Below are 15,046 nucleotides of genomic sequence, written 5' to 3'. Positions count from 1 at the left end.
GGGCGCCAGCCCGTGAAAGACCCGCATGTCGCTTTCCACCGCACTAAGCATCGCCCAGTCGGCGCTCCTGGCCACATCCAAGCAAACCAGCGTCGTGTCGCGCAATGTGGCCGACGCTTCCAACCCGGACTATGCCCGCCGCGTCGCCGTCGTCACCAGCACGGCGCCCGGCGCACGATCGGTGGAGATCCAGCGCGCCGCCAATGACCTTCTGTTCCGGCAGAACCTTTCCGCGCTGTCGGCATGGAGCGGCCAGAGCGCGCTTTACAGCGGCATGGATCAGCTCGACCTCTCGGTCAACGGGGTCGACAACGCATCGTCTCCATCGACGGCGATCGCCAATCTGCAGCAGGCGCTGCAGCTCTACGCCACCACGCCGTCGAACCAGAATCTCGGCGCCAGCGTCATCGACGCGGCCAAGCAGGTGGTGAGCTCGCTGAACGACGGCACCAAGGCGATCCAGGACTTCCGCACCCAGACCGATGGCCAGATCGCCACCGCGGTCGACGACCTCAACTCGCTGCTCAGCCAGTTCCAGGACGCCAACAAGGCCGTCATCGCCGGCACGCGCTCCGGCACGGATGTGTCCGACGCGCTCGACCAGCGCGACGCCATTTTGAAGAAGATCGCGGAATATGTCCCGGTCTCGACCTTCACGCGCGGCGACAACGATATGGTCATCACCACCAAGGACGGCACGACGCTGTTCGAGACGGTGCCGCGCTCGGTAACTTTCACGCCCTCGGCCGGCTACACCGCCGGCGCTCCCGGCAACACGATCTATATCGACAACGTGCCGCTTTCGGCAGGCGCCGGCGACAACGCCAGCGCCGATGGCAAGCTCGCCGGCATGCTGACGCTGCGCGACGGCGTCGCCGCGACCATGCAGAGCCAGCTCGACGAGATCGCGCGCGGCCTGATCACGGCATTTGCCGAGACCGCGCCGTCTAAGCCCAATGCAGCGGGCCTTTTCACTTGGTCCGGCGCGCCGGCCATTCCGGCTGCCGGCACCCTGGTCAACGGCCTCGCCGGCTCGATCAGCGTCAACGCCGCCCTTGACCCGAGCACCGGCGGCAGCCCGTCGCTCCTGCGCGACGGCGGCATCAACGGCGCGGCCTATATTTCCAACACCGGCGGCGGGGCTTCCTACGCGGACCTGCTGATCGCCTATGGCAACAGGCTGGATCAGCCGATGGCCTTCGACAGCTCCGCCGGCATCACCGCCACCTCGTGTGTCTCCGACTACGCCGCGAACGCCATCGGCTGGTTCGCGGGCGTGCGCCAGCAGGCCTCGACCAACGCCGACGCCAAGGAGGCGCTGGCCACGCGCACCGCCGAAGCGTTGTCGAACGACACCGGCGTCAATGTCGACCAGGAAATGTCCCTGCTTCTCGACCTCGAGCACACCTATCAGGCGTCGGCGCGCATGATGAAGACCGTCGACGACATGCTGGACGCCCTATTGAGCGCGGTGGGATAAGCCATGAAAGCGACAGCCGTCTCCTCGGCCGCCATCTCCAACGCCCTGCGCTATCAGCAGATGCGCATGCAGGCCGAGCTCGTCAAGGCGACGACGGAATCCCAGACCGGCAAGGTCGCGGATGTCGGCTTGGCGCTTGGCGGGCGCACGACCCAGGCCGTCACCTTCCAGCGCGATCTCGACCGGCTGAACGGGATCATCGATTCCAATTCGCTGGTCGCGGCGCGCCTGACATCGACGCAGGATTCGCTTGGCCAGCTCTCCGATGTCGCGCAGGACCTTCTGACGGCGCTGACCAGCGCCGTGTCGGGCGATTCCTCGACCGCAATCACCCAGACCGCCGGCGCCACGGCGCTGCAGCAGATGACGGGTATCCTGAACACCAGCGTCAACGGCGAATATCTGTTTGCCGGCACCAACACCGACGTCAAGCCGATCGACGACTTCAGCGCCGCCGGCTCGCCCGCCAAGGCGGCGTTCGACGCCGCCTTCACCAGCTACTTCGGCTTCGCCCAGAGCGACCCGGCTGCTGCCAATATCACCGCCGCCCAGATGGACGACTTCATCACCACCAAGGTCGAGCCGCAGTTCCTGGGCGCCGGCTGGCAGACCAATTGGTCGAGCGCCACCGACGACCAGATCACCAGCCGCATTTCGTTGAGCGAGACCACGCAGACCTCGGTCAGCGCCAACGAGCAGGGCATCCGCAAGCTCGCCATGGCGGCCGCCATGGTCAGCACCCTCTTCACCGGCAACATCAGCCAACAGGGGCAGAATACGATCGTCAGCCGCGCGCAGAAGCTGGTCGGCGAAGCCATCGGCGGCATCGTCCAGGTGCGATCCGAAGCCGGTCTCGCCCAGAAGCGCGTGTCCGACGCCAGCGACCGCATGAAGACCCAGGTTGATCTGTTCGAGAAGCACATCATCGATCTCGAGGGGGTCGACCCAACGGAGGCCGCCACCCGCGTGGCCGACCTGACGCAGCATATCGAAACGTCCTTCGCCTTGACCGCGCGCCTGCAGCAGCTCAGCCTGTTGAACTATCTCACCTGAACACTTTTCACCGGAACGCCAGAGCTCCGACGATGTATCAATTCTCCTACGCCGACATCCAGACCGACTCCGTCGCCGACGCCAAGGACCGGGAGCGGCAGCTGCTCACCCGCTCGATCGACATGTTGTCCGCGGCGGCCGCCGTCGGGCCGGACACGATGGAAGCGGTCGAGGCGCTGCACTTCACCAACCGCATCTGGACCACCTTCGTCGAGGATCTCGGCTCCAGCGACAATGCGCTGCCCAAGGAACTGCGCGCCAACCTGATCTCGATCGGCCTGTGGCTGCTGCGCGAGACGGAGGACATCCGGCAGGGCCGCGCCAACAATTTCGAAGGATTGATCGAGGTCTCCCAGATCATCCGGGACGGCATTCAATGACCAACACGCTGAAGATCTCGCTGAAGCCGAACGAGAAGATCTACATCAACGGCGCCGTCATCCGCGTCGACCGCAAGGTCTCGATCGAGCTGATGAACGACGTCCAGTTCCTGCTCGAAAGCCATGTCATCCAGGCCGACCAGGCCTCGACGCCGCTGAGACAACTCTACTTCATCGTGCAGATCATGCTGATGAATCCGTCGGGCGCCTCCGAGGCCCGCGACATGTTCCGCCGCTCGCTGCCGATGCTGATCGCCAGCTTCGACAACCAGGACATCTGCAGCGGGCTGAAGCAGATCGACCGCATGGTCGGCGAGGATCATATTTACGAGGCGCTGAAGGCGATCCGCGCGCTGTATCCGCTCGAGCGCCAGGCGCTCAACAGCAATGAAGACATTTCCGAAGCGCCACGCGCGCTGGCTGTAGGAGCATAAAGATGGCCGTGGACATGACAACGACGATCCCGGTTGGCGCCAACCAGGCAAGCCAGCAGACCTCGAAGACCGCCGTCGACTATCAGTCGTTCCTGAAGCTTTTGATCGCCGAAATGAAGAACCAGGATCCGACCAAGCCGATGGACTCGACGCAGTATGTCGCGCAGCTCGCGACCTTCTCGCAGGTCGAGCAGTCGGTCCAGACCAACAGCAAGCTCGACCAGATCATGCAGTCCTCGGCGCTATCGCAGGCGGACGCGCTGATCGGCCGCTCGATCACCTCCGCCGACGGCAAGACCACGGGGACCGTGGCTTCGGTGAAACTCGCCAGCAGCGGCCTGATAGCGGTGCTTCAGGACGGCACCGAAGTCCCCGTCGGCGCGGGCGTATCGATCAAGCCGGCCGCCTAAGCAGGTCTCCCGAAAGTGGGTCCGGTTTCGGGACGAAGACATGCTTAAAATCAAAAAGCCTAAAGCAGGTCGCGTGAATCCTTTTTCACGCGACCTGCTTTAGCCGATATTTCGCAAGGGGTCTGCCCATGAACGAGGCCGACGCCCTCGATATCGTCCAATACGCGGTGTGGACTGTGCTTACCGCCTCAGCGCCGGTCGTGCTTGTGGCCATGGCGGTCGGCATCGGCATCGCGCTCATCCAGGCGCTGACCCAGATTCAGGAAATCACGCTCACCTTCGTGCCCAAGATCGTCGCCATCATGCTGGTGGTGGCGCTGACCGGGCCGTTCATCGGCAGCCAGATCTCGGCCTTCACCAACGTTATCTTCGAACGCATCGAACACGGCTTCTGAAGCCTCGCTGTCGCGGGGCTCGGAGTGGGTAGTTGGTCAGTTTGAATTTCAGGACGGATGGCCAAACGCGGTTACAATAAGAAGCGCCACGCCGAATGCGCAAAGATAGCCGATAACACCATATGCCATGACCCGGCGCGCCGTCCGGAACCGGGATGACCAGAAGTCAGCATATAGTCTTGCGTTACGTCGCCCAAGGCGTTCGCTCCAAGGGAGGTTTTGCTCGTCTATCGGGCCGAAGAAATTGGTCCGCACAACTATGCTCAGAAGTGCGATAAACACGGTTGCGAAACTCGGCACCAACACAACGAAACAGGCTGTAATTGGAAGAACCAAGTGGGGATTGTCCGCCCATTCGTACTTCAATTCTCCCTCCGTTTTCTGCACAGACCGCGAACCAGAGGTTTCTCTGCCTCTTTAGCCTCAATCAGCGCAACAATATCGCTGATTTCCCAAAGCTTGTCAGCAATGCCAGCAGCCATAGCTGGCGTGATGCGTAGGGTCTTATGGATGCGGACGAAGTTGTAGTACGAAACCGCTTATTGTGATCGAGATGAAATTTCAAACTGATCCACTACCTCGGAGTGAGTTCGCTTGCGGCCGGCCCCGTTGCGATTAGATTGGGAGTCGCGCGGCGTCGGCGACGCCTTCATTTCGGACAGACTTCGAGAAGCCATGGATCAGGCAAAAGCAGCCGGCGGGTCATGTGCGGGATAGCCGGCGTCTGGCGAAAGCGCGATCCGATCGGCGCCGGCGATCTTTCCGACATCGCCCGCATGATGCAGGCGCTGGCGCATCGCGGTCCGGACGATCACGACAGCTGGAACAGCGCCAGGCTGGCGCTCGGTCACCGCCGGCTTGCCATCATCGACCCGTCGCCCGCCGCGCGAGAACCGATGCTGACAACCGATGGCCAGGGCGTCCTTTGCTACAATGGCGAGGTCTACAATTACCGCTCGCTGCGCAAGTCGCTGGAAGCCGAAGGCCTTGAGTTCCGCACGGTCTCCGACACCGAGGTGGTGCTCCTGGCTCTGCATCATTGGGGCGCGGAAAAGGCTGTGCCGCTGTTCGACGGCATGTTCGCCTTCGCTTATTTCGATCAACGCGACGGCGCGTTGTGGCTTGCCCGCGACAGGCTTGGCATCAAGCCGATATCCGTGTCCGACACAGGCGAGCGGCTGCTGTTCGCCTCCGAGGACAAGGCGATCCTCGCCTGCCAGGACTTTCCGCGCCGGGTCGACGCGCGCGAGATCACCTTGCGCCTTGCCTGGCAGAGCCGCGATTCCAGCTACAGCATCTTCGAAGGCGTCGAGCGCCTGCCTCCCGCCGGCCTCTGGAAGATCAGCGATGGCGGCATCGAGAAGCGGCGTTTCTGGCATGTGCTCGACGTCCTGGAGACATCGCGCATCGTCAACGACAGGACGTCCGACGCCGGGCAGTTGGCCGCCCTTCAGGCGCTGCTCGAAGAAAGCGTCGAGCTGCACTGCATCGCCGATGCCAGCCTGGCCACCGCCTGCAGCGGCGGTGTCGATTCCGGTCTGATCACCGCGCTCGCCAAGCGCTACAGGCCGCAGATGCATGGCTATGTGGTCGATCCAAAGCTCGGCCGCAGCGAGGCGGAAAGCGCCGAGCGGACCGGCCGCCATGTCGGCGTCGACCTGCGCCGCGTGCCGGTCGACCGGAACCGGTTCTTCGAGCTCTGGCCACGCGCGGTCTGGCATCTCGAGAGCGATGGCTGGCATGCCAGTATTGCCGGCCTGCTGGCGCTCGCGGATCAATGCCGCGCCGACGGCGTCAAGGTGCTGCTTACCGGCGAGGGTTCCGACGAGCTGTTCGGCGGCTACAAATGGCAAGCATCGACCATGCGATTGTGGCGTCCGCCGTGGCTTCGGCACCTGTTCCGCTCCAAGTCGGCGCGCGAACGGAAATTCGTCCAACTTCGCCGGGCGCCGTTCCGCAATTCGATCGGCCGCGGCTCGCCCTGGGACCGCAATATCGTGTTGAGGGCCTTGTCGCCCGAGCTGAACTTTCTGCAGACGAAGCTGTTCGACCGGCTCGACGGCGTCAGCCCGGACAGCGACCGCGCTTTCCTGGCAAGCTGCTTCTACGATCTCTATTCGCATCTGCAGGACCTGCTGCACCGGCATGACCGCCTCAGCATGGCCGCTTCGGTCGAGCTCAGAGTGCCATTCCTCGAAAACCGGCTGATCGATTTCGCCATGCATCTGCCGAGGCGGCACAAATACCGCAACCGGACGAGCAAATGGCTGCTGAAGAAGGTCGCCGAGCGCCATCTGCTGCGCGAAAATATTTATGCGGCAAAGAACGGCTTCGAGATGTCCGGCGCCTTTTCGGCCGGCACCCAGGGGCTGCTGCGCGGCGGCTTCCTGCGCGACGCCATGAAATGGTCTGCGTCCGAGCTGGACGACCTCATCGATTTGGCGAAAAGCCAGGAGCCATCCCGGCTGCGGCTTGTCGGGATGGAAATGTTGCTGAGACTGTATATGGGCAGCGAGACGATGGGCAACCTGACCGAGGCATTGCATGCCGAGTTCAGCGACGCGAAATGATCAAAAATTGGTCCAGACCGGCAAGATGCTTGGCTTAAAGCTTCGCCGACGCATTTTCGCCTTTGCCTTCCTGTTGTTGGACCGCGATTCTTGACGGGTCGCCAGCACAGCCGGGACGCGACGACCGGCTTGGCGAGTGGAAGTAGCAGGTGAAGGCGGGACAGCGACCATGATCGACGACGAGCCGGAAAGCGAACGCGTCCCGGCGCTGGCGCCGTTCCGGCACGGCATCTTCCGCGCCGTCTGGTCGGCGAGCCTTGTGTCGAATTTCGGCGGCCTGATCCAAGGGGTCGGCGCCGCCTGGATGATGACCACGATCGCCACTTCTTCCTACCAAGTGGCGCTGGTCCAGGCATCGACCACCTTGCCGATCATGCTGTTCGCGCTCATTGCCGGCGCCATCGCCGACAGCTTCAACCGCCGCAAGGTCATGCTGGTGGCGCAGAGCTTCATGCTGGTCGTCTCGGCGCTGCTCACCGCGTTCACCTGGTTCGGCTGGATGACGCCGTGGACGCTGCTCGCATTCACCTTCCTGATCGACAGCGGCACGGCGCTGAACAGCCCGTCATGGCAGGCCTCGGTCGGCGACATGGTGCCGCGCGCCAAGGTGCCGGCGGCGGTCGCGTTGAACTCGATGGGCTTCAACATCACCCGCAGCGTCGGCCCGGCGATCGGCGGCATCGTCGTCGCTGCCGCGGGTGCCGCCGCAGCCTTTGCCGCCAACGCCGTCAGCTATATCGGACTGATCGTCGTTTTGTTCCGCTGGAAGCCCGAACAGCCCGCGCCGACGCTGCCGCGCGAGGCGCTGGGTGCTGCGATGGGCGCCGGCCTGCGCTATGTCGCCATGTCACCCAACATCGCCAAGGTGCTGGTCCGGGGTTTTGCCTTCGGCTTCAGCGCCGGCGCGGTGCTGGCGTTGCTGCCGCTGGTGGCGCGCGACGTCGTCAAGGGCGACGCATTGACCTACGGCATCATGCTCGGCGCCTTCGGCATCGGCGCGGTCGGCGGCGCGCTGATCAGCGTGCGGCTGAGGCAATTGCTCTCCAGCGAGACGATGGTGCGCGCTGCCTTCGCCGGCTTCGCGCTCTGCGCCTTCAACGCCGCCGTCAGCCACAATGCCTGGCAGACTTCGGCCGGCCTGCTCGTCGGCGGCGCCTGCTGGGTGATCGCGCTCTCGCATTTCAACGTGACGGTGCAGATGTCGACGCCACGCTGGGTCGTCGGCCGCGTGCTGTCGATCTACCAGACGGCGACCTTCGGCGGCATTGCGCTGGGCAGCTGGATCTGGGGCGTGGTCGCCGACGCCCATGGCGCGGAGACCGCGTTGATGGCGGCTGCCGTCGCCATGCTGGCGGGCGGCGCCATCGGCCTGTTCCTGCCGTTGCCGCAACAGAAGACGCTCAACCTCGATCCGCTCAACCGGTTCAAGGAGCCGATGCTGGGACTCGACTTGAAGCCGCGCAGCGGCCCGATCGCCATCATGATCGAATACATCATCCGCGAGGAGGACGTGCCGGAATTCCTCGCCACCATGGCCGAGCGCGGCCGCATTCGCCGCCGTGACGGCGCCCGCAACTGGACGCTCGCGCGCGATCTCGAGAACCCCGGCATCTGGATCGAGCACTACCACACGCCGACCTGGGTCGAGTACATCCGCCACAACCGGCGCGCCACCCATGCCGATGCCGTGGTCGGCGAGCGCATCCGCGCTCTCCACAGCGGCGAGAACCCGCCGCGCGTGCGCCGCCTGATCGAGCGCCCGACGTCTGCGGGCACTGCCCTTGTGTCACCCAAGGGGCCGATCGAGCATTAAGGCTTTTCGGGGTCAGCCGGCGCTCTGGATCATGTAGAGCTTGCGCGTCGTCTCCCGGATCAGCCATTCGCCCTTCCACCCTTGCGGCAGCACGAGAAGGTCGCCCGGTCCGAGCGCGCGCATCTCGCCGTCGGCGCGGCTCACCTCGGCGCGGCCGGAAATGATGTGGCAGATTTCCGAAGAGCCGGAACGGTCGGCGGTGAAGCGGCCGGGCGTGCATTCCCAGATGCCGATATCGACGGTTCCGTCGGGCGACTGGAAGAACGAGCGCGCGGCCTCGACCTGATTGCCTTCAATGGAGGTCGGCTTGGGCGAGAACGCACCGATATCGGCTTTGGCGAGGTCGTGGAAAGTCGAAAGATCGATCAAGCTGGTGGTCTCCATGATCAGAGCAATTCCAGGAAAAGTGTGAAGCGGCTTTCCGTCCGGAATTGCGTGAAAACAAATAGTTGGAGCGGTTCGGCGAACGATGGACCGCTCTAATGGCCTGTGATGCCGTCGGCCAGAGCGGCAAGCTTCGAGGTGTGCTGAAGCCCTGCCGCCTCGCGTTGGTCGGCGATGCGGTAGAGCTGGTACATCGAATGGACGCCGAGCCAGCGGAAGGGTTCCGGCTCCCAGCGCCGCACCTTGCGGTTGACCCAGGGCAGTCGCGTAAGATCCGTCTCGTTGCCGAGGATCAGATCGGCAAGCGTGCGACCCGAAAGGTTGGAGCTCGAAACGCCCAGCCCGACATAGCCGCCGGCCCAGCCGATGCGCGTCTTGGGATCGAGGCCGACCGTCGTGCACCAGTCGCGCGGCACGCCGAGCACCCCGCACCAGGCATGGTCGATGCGGCATCCCGCCGTCTGCGGCAACAGCGTCGTCAGGATCGTGTGCAGCTGGTCGATCGTCGCCTGCTGCGTCCGGCCGTTGACGTCGGTGCGCGAGCCGTAGCGGTAAGGCACGCCGCGCCCACCCATGGTGATGCGCCCCTCGCGCGTGCGCTGGGCGTAGCAATAGGCATGCGCCGCATTGCCGAGCAGCTCATGCCCTTCCCAGCCGATCTCGCGCCAAAGCTCCGGCGACAGAGGCTCGGTGACGATCTGCGCGCTGTTGAGCGCCAGCCAGGTTCGCTCTTCGCCCGGAATGCCGGCGGTGAACCCTTCCGTCGCGCGAATGATGGTTTCGGCCCGCACCGTGCCACGGTCGGTGGTCACGCTGCCCTTGGCGATCGCCGTCACCGTCGTCTTTTCGTAGATCGGCACGCCGAGCCGCTCGACCGCTGCCGCCAGCCCGCGCACCAGCTTGGCCGGCTGCACCCGCGCCTGGCCGTGAATGACGAAGCCGCCCATGACATTTTTGATGTTGATGCGCGCGCGCGTCGCGGTGGCGTCGAGCAACTCGATGCGCTCGGGATCGGCATCCCAGGAGCGGATCGTCTCGCTCTCCTCGCGCACGCGCTCCAGCTGCGCCGGATTGGTGGCGACCGTCAGATTGTCGACGCGACGGATGTCGGCGTCGATGCCTTCCTCGGTTGCCACCCGGATCACTTCGTCGACGCAGCCGGCCATCGCCTTCTGCATGCCGGTCACGCCTTGCCGGGTCGAGGTCTTGAGATATTTTTCGCGAGACCAGCCGAAGCCGCCCGACAGCCAGCCGCCATTGCGCCCCGACGCGCCGAAGCCGGCGAACTCGCGTTCGAGGAGCACAATCCGAAGCGCGGGTTTCGCCTTCTTTAGATAGTAGGCGGTCCAGAGCCCTGTGTAGCCGGCGCCGACGATCGCGACATCGGCTTCGATGTCGCCGGGCAAAGGCGGACGCTGCGCGGGAACCGCGCCCAGATCCGCATACCAGAAGGAGATATCGCCGTTGCGCTTGACTTGCATTGGATGATTTCCAAGGTGAGAGAGGATCAGGTGAGCGTCGTGTCGGCGGTGCTGTCGTCGGGCAGAAGCTTGGCGTCGGCGCCATCGAAGCGGAGCTCCACCTTTTCGCCGAGGCCGAAACTCTCGCCGGTCAGCGGCGAGCGCACGATTGCGGTCGAACCATCGGCGAGCTTCACCTCGTATTTCGAGCCCGAGCCCAGATAGATCGCTTCGGCGATCGTTCCCGACAATCGGTTGGCGCCGGCAGCTGTCGCATGCCCGGGCCGGCGGATGGTGAGTTTTTCAGGCCGCAACAGCATGACGGGATTGGCCTCGCCCGCAAGCCGGCGCGGCGCTGTGACCGTCTCGCCGGCGATGCTCAGCGCTGTGCCGGTGCCGTCGCTTTTTGCCTCGCCGCGCAGCACGGTGGAGTCGCCGATAAAGCGGCCGACGAACAGCGTCGCCGGCTCGTCATAGAGTTGGCGGCCAGTGCCGACCTGCTCGATCCGCCCGCGGTTGAACACGGCGATGCGATCAGACAAGACAAGCGCCTCTTCCTGGTCGTGCGTGACATAGACGAAGGTGGTGCCGAGCTCACGGTGGATGCGCTTGATCTCGAGCTGCAGCCATTCGCGCAGCTTCTTGTCGAGCGCGCCGAGCGGCTCGTCCATCAAGAGCAGCGGCGGATCGAAGACGATGGCCCGCGCCAGCGCCACGCGCTGCTGCTGGCCGCCCGACAATTCGCTCGGATAACGATGCGCGAAGTCGCCCATCTTGACCATGTCGAGCGCCTCGGCCATGCGCGCCTTCCGCTTCCCTTGGTCAATGCCGCGAAGCGTCAGCGGATAGGCGACGTTGCGGCCAACCGTCATATGCGGGAACAGCGCGTAATGCTGGAAGACGACGCCGATGTTGCGCTTGTGCGCCGGCACGCCGACGACGCTTTTTCCCCCGACCAGCAGCTTGCCGCTGGTCACGTCCGTGAAGCCGGCGACCACATTGAGCGTCGTCGTCTTGCCCGAGCCGCTTGGCCCCAGCAGCGTCATGAACTCCCCGGGCTCGATCCTGAGCGACACGCCGTCCAGCGCCTTGAACGTGCCATAGGCCTTGGTGACGGATTCGAGGTCGATCGCCGCGCCGCGATTGTCCGGTCTTGGGTTCATAAGCGTCCCTTCCGCTCGCGGCCAAGAAGAAGCATGCCGCCGCCGATCAGGATCGTGGTGGCGCACAAAAGGATAGTGCCGACGGCGGCGACCGTCGGGTCGGCGTCGCGCGTGATCGAGGAGAAGATCTGCACCGGCAGCGTCTTGAGATAAGGATTGGTGATGAAGAGCGAGACGATGATCTCGTCGAAGGACGTCGCGAAGGCGAAGAGCAGGCCGGAGAGGATGCCGGGCAGGATCAGCGGCAGCGTGACGGTCCGGAAGGTGGTGAGCGCGCCGGCGCCGAGGCTGGCCGCCGCCGTCTCCAGGCGCTTGTCGAACACTTCGAGATTGGCCGAGACCGCGATCAGCACGAAGGGCAGCGCCAGGATGGTGTGGGCGAGCACGAACCCCGGCAGCGTGCCGACGAGCTGGGCGTCGAGATAGACGGCGTAGATGCCGATGGCCAGAACCACGCCCGGCACCACCATCGGCGTCAGCATCAGCATCCGCAAAAGGTTAGCCGGCCGCGCCTTCATGCGGTCGAGGCCGAAGGCGGCGAGCGTGCCGAGCACCGTCGCCAGCACCGCCACGATCGAGGCGACCTTCAGCGAGTTGAGGAAGCTGGTCGACCATTCCGGATTGGTGACGAAATTGTGGTACCACTGCCAGGAAAAGCCGTGCGGCGGAAAGGCGAGCGATTTGTTGGCATTGAACGACATCGGCACGACGACGAGCGTCGGCGCCACCAGCCATATCGCCACCAGCAGGCAGACGAGGCCGAGGATAACGCGGGTGAGCGGCTTCATTTCCATCAGCGCCGCCCCGCTTCCCGGTGCCGCGACCGCATCACCGGCGCTGCCAGCGCGAGCAGCAGGAAGGTCGTGACCAGCAGCACCACGCCCATCGCGCCGCCGCGTCCCCATTGGAGCAGGCTGAGCACTTGGGTCTGCACCAGTGTCGAGAGCATCGTCGAGCGCGGCCCGCCGAGCAGCGCCGGCGTGATGTAGAAACCCAGCGCCAGGATGAAGACGATGATCGCGCCGGCATAGACGCCCGGCAGCGACAGCGGCAGATAGACCGTGAAGAAAGCGCGTGACGGCCGGGCGCCAAGGCTTCGCGCCGCCTGCACCAGCCTGAGGTCGATTCCCTTCATCACCGAATAGAGCGGCAGGATCATGAAAGGCAAAAGCACCTGCGCCATGCCGATCACCACGCCGGTCTGGGTGCGGATCAACCGGATGCCGGTGAAGCCGGCCGACCGGAGCAGCGAATTGATGACGCCTGAATCCTGAAGCAGGATCACCCAGGACAGGGTGCGCACCACGCCGCTCACCCAGAACGGGATCAAAACGCAGAGCACCAGGACGAGCCGGACGCGCGGTCCGACCGCGGTCATCAGATAGGCGTAAGGATAAGCGCAGACGATGCAGACCAGCGTCACCCATGCCGAGATGGAGAAGGTGCGTTGCAGCACCGCGAGGTTGACGGGCGCGCCGAAGAACCAGGCGTAGTTCTGCACGCCCCATTCCGGCTCCGACAGGCTTCGCAGCACGATGGTGATCAGCGGATAGCCGATCACCCCGGCGAGCAAGACCAGCGCCGGCAGGGTGAGCGCGTACGGCCGCCATGCCCACCCTGCCCGTTTCTCGGCAGCAGGCGTCGTCGGTTCGAGCGCGCTCACGGGCCTTGCCTCCGTCAGCCGGTCAGTTGCCGGCCATCAGCGCGGACCACTTCTCCTGCGCCAGCGGGAAGTTCTCGACCCAGAACTTGATGTTCTGCTTGTAGCCCTGCTTCTGACGCTCGGGCGTGTTGGTCAGGAAGGCGGCGACGGATGCGTCGACCTTGGGCTGCGCGTCGTTGTTGATCGGCGTGTAGGAAGTCTGCTGCGCCAGGATCTCCTGCGACTGCTTGCCGAGATAAGCGTTGAGCAGCGCGTAGGCGGCATCGGTATCCTTGACGCCGACGGGGATGGTCATCTGGTCCATCACCACCAGCCAGTCCTGCCAGGCGGGGGCGTATTTGGCGCCGTTCTTGACCGCCGTCATGGCGCGGCCGGTCCACATCATCAGCATGTCGGCTTCGCCGGATTCGGCAAGCTGCTGCGATTCCGCGCCCGTCTTCCAGTAGATCGTGTCGGGGCCGAGCTTGCGGATCACGTCGATGGCCTTGTCGATATCGCCGGCCGCCATCGCCTTCGGGTCGCCGCCCGCCGCTTTGAGGGCCTGTTCGAGCAGGCCGCCGGTCGGGTCGCCCGAGCCGTCGAGTCCGCGCACGCCCGGAAATTTTTCGGTGTCGAAGAAGTCGGCCCAGCTCTTGGGCGGGTTATCCTTGTACTTCTCCTTGTTGTACATCAGCACGACGCCGTAGTTCATCGCCGGCACCGAGCACTCGCCGACCTGGCCTTCGGGAATCTTCGAGATATCGAGCTTCGAAAGGTCGAGCTTCTGGAACAGCTTGCCGCAATAGACGTAGGGCGGCAGGTCGGCGGTATCGACGACGTCCCAGGTGACATTGCCGGATTCGACCTGGGCCTGCAGCTTGGCGATCTCGGTCGGGCCGTCATTGAGCAGCTTGACGCCGGACTTGTCGACGAATTCCTTCAGCGCCGCCGCCTGGCCGTCCTGGTAGATGCCGCCATAGGAGACCAGCGTCAGGGTCTTGCCCTTCAGCGAGCCCTCCTTCACCTCGCCCGCGACAGGCTTGTCCTGCGCGAAGGCGGCGGTTGTCAGAACGCCGAGCGCCAGCGCGGCGCCAAGGCTCACAAGTTTCGACTTCAACATAACTGTAACTCTCCCATTGAGGCCCGCGTTTAAATCGGACTACCTGGCCGCGAGCGGTTTCCAGGCCTTGTATTGATCGAGCTCGGCGCGCGCCGAGGTCGGCGGCGCGATGATCCACATCACCTCGGCCCGGCCGCTGCCGATGTTCTCGCTGCGATGCGGTGTCGATGTCGCGTATTCGATGCTGTCGCCCTCTTCGAGGACATGGCGTGCGTCGCCGAGGGAGACCTCGACAATGCCGCGAAGGACGACGAGCATCTCGTGGGCGTCGCCATGCGTGTAAAGCGCGGAGCCGGTCGAGCCGCCGATGTCGAACTCGCCGACATAGACTTCCATGTCGCTCAGGGGCGGGCGCGAGAGCAGCATCTTGCGGCAGCCGTCGCTGGGCGGAAGGCTTGGCCGCTCGCTGCGCCGAAGGGCGCCGTGATGATTTTTGGCCGTGCTTTCCTCGAACAGCATTGCCACGCTGACGCCGAGCGCCGAGGCCATCTGGTTGAGCGAGGCAGTGCTTGCGCCGGTCAGGCCGCGTTCGAGCTGGCTGATGAAGCTGGCGCTCGTCCCGGTCGCCTCCGCAAGATCGCGCAATGACAGCCGGCGGGCGAGGCGAAGGCTCTTGAGACGCGCGCCCAGCACCTGATGGGCAAGCGTCGCAGCCGAGCTGGCACTATTTGCCGCCGGAGCCTGGCTGTTATTCGAAGCCTTGGGCATCCCGTTCTCCTCCACTTAACACTTTGTACAGTAC

The 15,046-nt window shown here is 64.6% G+C and carries 16 protein-coding genes and 1 pseudogene; 8 read left to right on the top strand and 9 right to left on the bottom strand.

What is annotated here, in order from left to right; all coding sequences use genetic code 11:
• Positions 1–25 precede the first annotated feature (25 nt).
• From flgK to fliQ, 6 genes are all read left to right on the top strand, one after another.
• A complete protein-coding gene (gene flgK, locus EJ071_RS12270; protein WP_126098097.1) occupies positions 26–1,480 on the top strand; it encodes a flagellar hook-associated protein FlgK in 1,455 nt (484 codons plus the stop codon).
• A gap of 3 nt (positions 1,481–1,483) precedes the next feature.
• Positions 1,484–2,533 (top strand): flagellar hook-associated family protein, encoded by a 1,050-nt coding sequence (locus tag EJ071_RS12265; RefSeq protein WP_126098096.1) that lies wholly within the window; start codon positions 1,484–1,486, stop codon positions 2,531–2,533.
• 32 nt (positions 2,534–2,565) lie between these two features.
• Positions 2,566–2,913, top strand: coding sequence for a flagellar biosynthesis regulator FlaF (flaF, locus tag EJ071_RS12260; protein WP_126098095.1), 348 nt, complete (start codon positions 2,566–2,568; stop codon positions 2,911–2,913).
• Positions 2,910–3,347 (top strand): flagellar biosynthesis repressor FlbT, encoded by a 438-nt coding sequence (gene flbT / locus EJ071_RS12255; RefSeq protein ID WP_126098094.1) that lies wholly within the window; start codon positions 2,910–2,912, stop codon positions 3,345–3,347. Before flaF ends, flbT begins: the two co-directional genes overlap by 4 nt.
• Positions 3,348–3,349: 2 nt before the next feature.
• Positions 3,350–3,757, top strand: a complete 408-nt coding sequence (flgD, locus tag EJ071_RS12250) for a flagellar hook assembly protein FlgD (protein WP_126098093.1) — start codon at positions 3,350–3,352, stop codon at positions 3,755–3,757.
• Positions 3,758–3,885: 128 nt separating this feature from the next.
• Positions 3,886–4,152 (top strand): flagellar biosynthesis protein FliQ, encoded by a 267-nt coding sequence (gene fliQ, locus EJ071_RS12245; protein ID WP_027165133.1) that lies wholly within the window; start codon positions 3,886–3,888, stop codon positions 4,150–4,152.
• A 48-nt stretch (positions 4,153–4,200) separates the two neighbouring features.
• On the opposite strand, the gene EJ071_RS12240 is transcribed toward fliQ, so the two are convergent.
• Together EJ071_RS12240 and EJ071_RS39370 are read right to left on the bottom strand one after the other, a co-directional pair.
• Positions 4,201–4,518 carry a hypothetical protein gene (locus EJ071_RS12240; RefSeq protein WP_126098092.1) on the bottom strand — a complete coding sequence of 106 codons (318 nt, stop codon included), beginning with the start codon at positions 4,516–4,518 and terminating at the stop codon, positions 4,201–4,203.
• Positions 4,515–4,682 (bottom strand): annotated as a pseudogene (locus EJ071_RS39370) (IS1 family transposase); the annotation flags it as partial. The gene EJ071_RS12240 and the pseudogene EJ071_RS39370, both read right to left, overlap by 4 nt.
• Positions 4,683–4,856: 174 nt before the next feature.
• Between EJ071_RS39370 and asnB the strand changes: the two are divergent.
• Both asnB and EJ071_RS12225 read left to right on the top strand, forming a co-directional pair.
• Complete coding sequence (asnB, locus tag EJ071_RS12230) at positions 4,857–6,722, top strand: asparagine synthase (glutamine-hydrolyzing) (RefSeq protein ID WP_126098091.1); 1,866 nt, start codon at positions 4,857–4,859, stop codon at positions 6,720–6,722.
• A 169-nt stretch (positions 6,723–6,891) separates the two neighbouring features.
• A complete protein-coding gene (locus EJ071_RS12225; protein ID WP_126098090.1) occupies positions 6,892–8,535 on the top strand; it encodes an MFS transporter in 1,644 nt (547 codons plus the stop codon).
• 12 nt (positions 8,536–8,547) lie between these two features.
• Here the strand turns inward: EJ071_RS12225 and EJ071_RS12220 are convergent, their stop codons facing one another.
• The 7 genes from EJ071_RS12220 to EJ071_RS12190 form a co-directional block, all read right to left on the bottom strand.
• Positions 8,548–8,919 carry a cupin domain-containing protein gene (locus EJ071_RS12220; protein ID WP_126098089.1) on the bottom strand — a complete coding sequence of 124 codons (372 nt, stop codon included), beginning with the start codon at positions 8,917–8,919 and terminating at the stop codon, positions 8,548–8,550.
• Positions 8,920–9,014: 95 nt separating this feature from the next.
• Entirely contained in the window at positions 9,015–10,400 is a 1,386-nt protein-coding gene (locus tag EJ071_RS12215) for an FAD-binding oxidoreductase (protein WP_126098088.1), read from the bottom strand.
• A 26-nt stretch (positions 10,401–10,426) separates the two neighbouring features.
• Positions 10,427–11,542, bottom strand: a complete 1,116-nt coding sequence (locus tag EJ071_RS12210; RefSeq protein ID WP_126098087.1) for an ABC transporter ATP-binding protein — start codon at positions 11,540–11,542, stop codon at positions 10,427–10,429.
• Positions 11,539–12,336, bottom strand: a complete 798-nt coding sequence (locus EJ071_RS12205) for an ABC transporter permease (protein WP_126098086.1) — start codon at positions 12,334–12,336, stop codon at positions 11,539–11,541. Before EJ071_RS12205 ends, EJ071_RS12210 begins: the two co-directional genes overlap by 4 nt.
• Positions 12,336–13,205, bottom strand: a complete 870-nt coding sequence (locus EJ071_RS12200; protein ID WP_126098085.1) for an ABC transporter permease — start codon at positions 13,203–13,205, stop codon at positions 12,336–12,338. Before EJ071_RS12200 ends, EJ071_RS12205 begins: the two co-directional genes overlap by 1 nt.
• A gap of 22 nt (positions 13,206–13,227) precedes the next feature.
• A complete protein-coding gene (locus EJ071_RS12195) occupies positions 13,228–14,304 on the bottom strand; it encodes an extracellular solute-binding protein (RefSeq protein WP_126098084.1) in 1,077 nt (358 codons plus the stop codon).
• A 39-nt stretch (positions 14,305–14,343) separates the two neighbouring features.
• Positions 14,344–15,012 carry an XRE family transcriptional regulator gene (locus EJ071_RS12190; protein ID WP_126098083.1) on the bottom strand — a complete coding sequence of 223 codons (669 nt, stop codon included), beginning with the start codon at positions 15,010–15,012 and terminating at the stop codon, positions 14,344–14,346.
• Positions 15,013–15,046: the final 34 nt, after the last annotated feature.

Origin of the sequence: Mesorhizobium sp. M1B.F.Ca.ET.045.04.1.1, from assembly GCF_003952465.1 — a bacterium.
Lineage (GTDB): Bacteria > Pseudomonadota > Alphaproteobacteria > Rhizobiales > Rhizobiaceae > Mesorhizobium > Mesorhizobium shonense.
This window is presented reverse-complemented; position numbering and strand designations above follow the sequence as displayed.

Excerpts from the sequence above, each read along its gene's own strand:
- flgK (WP_126098097.1), top strand. The coding sequence starts at position 26 with ATGTCGCTTTCCACCGCACTAAGCATCGCCCAGTCGGCGCTCCTGGCC.
- EJ071_RS12265 (WP_126098096.1), top strand. The coding sequence starts at position 1,484 with ATGAAAGCGACAGCCGTCTCCTCGGCCGCCATCTCCAACGCCCTGCGC.
- flaF (WP_126098095.1), top strand. The coding sequence starts at position 2,566 with ATGTATCAATTCTCCTACGCCGACATCCAGACCGACTCCGTCGCCGAC.
- flbT (WP_126098094.1), top strand. The coding sequence starts at position 2,910 with ATGACCAACACGCTGAAGATCTCGCTGAAGCCGAACGAGAAGATCTAC.
- flgD (WP_126098093.1), top strand. The coding sequence starts at position 3,350 with ATGGCCGTGGACATGACAACGACGATCCCGGTTGGCGCCAACCAGGCA.
- fliQ (WP_027165133.1), top strand. The coding sequence starts at position 3,886 with ATGAACGAGGCCGACGCCCTCGATATCGTCCAATACGCGGTGTGGACT.
- asnB (WP_126098091.1), top strand. The coding sequence starts at position 4,857 with ATGTGCGGGATAGCCGGCGTCTGGCGAAAGCGCGATCCGATCGGCGCC.
- EJ071_RS12225 (WP_126098090.1), top strand. The coding sequence starts at position 6,892 with ATGATCGACGACGAGCCGGAAAGCGAACGCGTCCCGGCGCTGGCGCCG.
- EJ071_RS12220 (WP_126098089.1), bottom strand. The coding sequence starts at position 8,919 with ATGGAGACCACCAGCTTGATCGATCTTTCGACTTTCCACGACCTCGCC.
- EJ071_RS12215 (WP_126098088.1), bottom strand. The coding sequence starts at position 10,400 with ATGCAAGTCAAGCGCAACGGCGATATCTCCTTCTGGTATGCGGATCTG.
- EJ071_RS12210 (WP_126098087.1), bottom strand. The coding sequence starts at position 11,542 with ATGAACCCAAGACCGGACAATCGCGGCGCGGCGATCGACCTCGAATCC.
- EJ071_RS12205 (WP_126098086.1), bottom strand. The coding sequence starts at position 12,336 with ATGGAAATGAAGCCGCTCACCCGCGTTATCCTCGGCCTCGTCTGCCTG.
- EJ071_RS12195 (WP_126098084.1), bottom strand. The coding sequence starts at position 14,304 with ATGTTGAAGTCGAAACTTGTGAGCCTTGGCGCCGCGCTGGCGCTCGGC.
- EJ071_RS12190 (WP_126098083.1), bottom strand. The coding sequence starts at position 15,012 with ATGCCCAAGGCTTCGAATAACAGCCAGGCTCCGGCGGCAAATAGTGCC.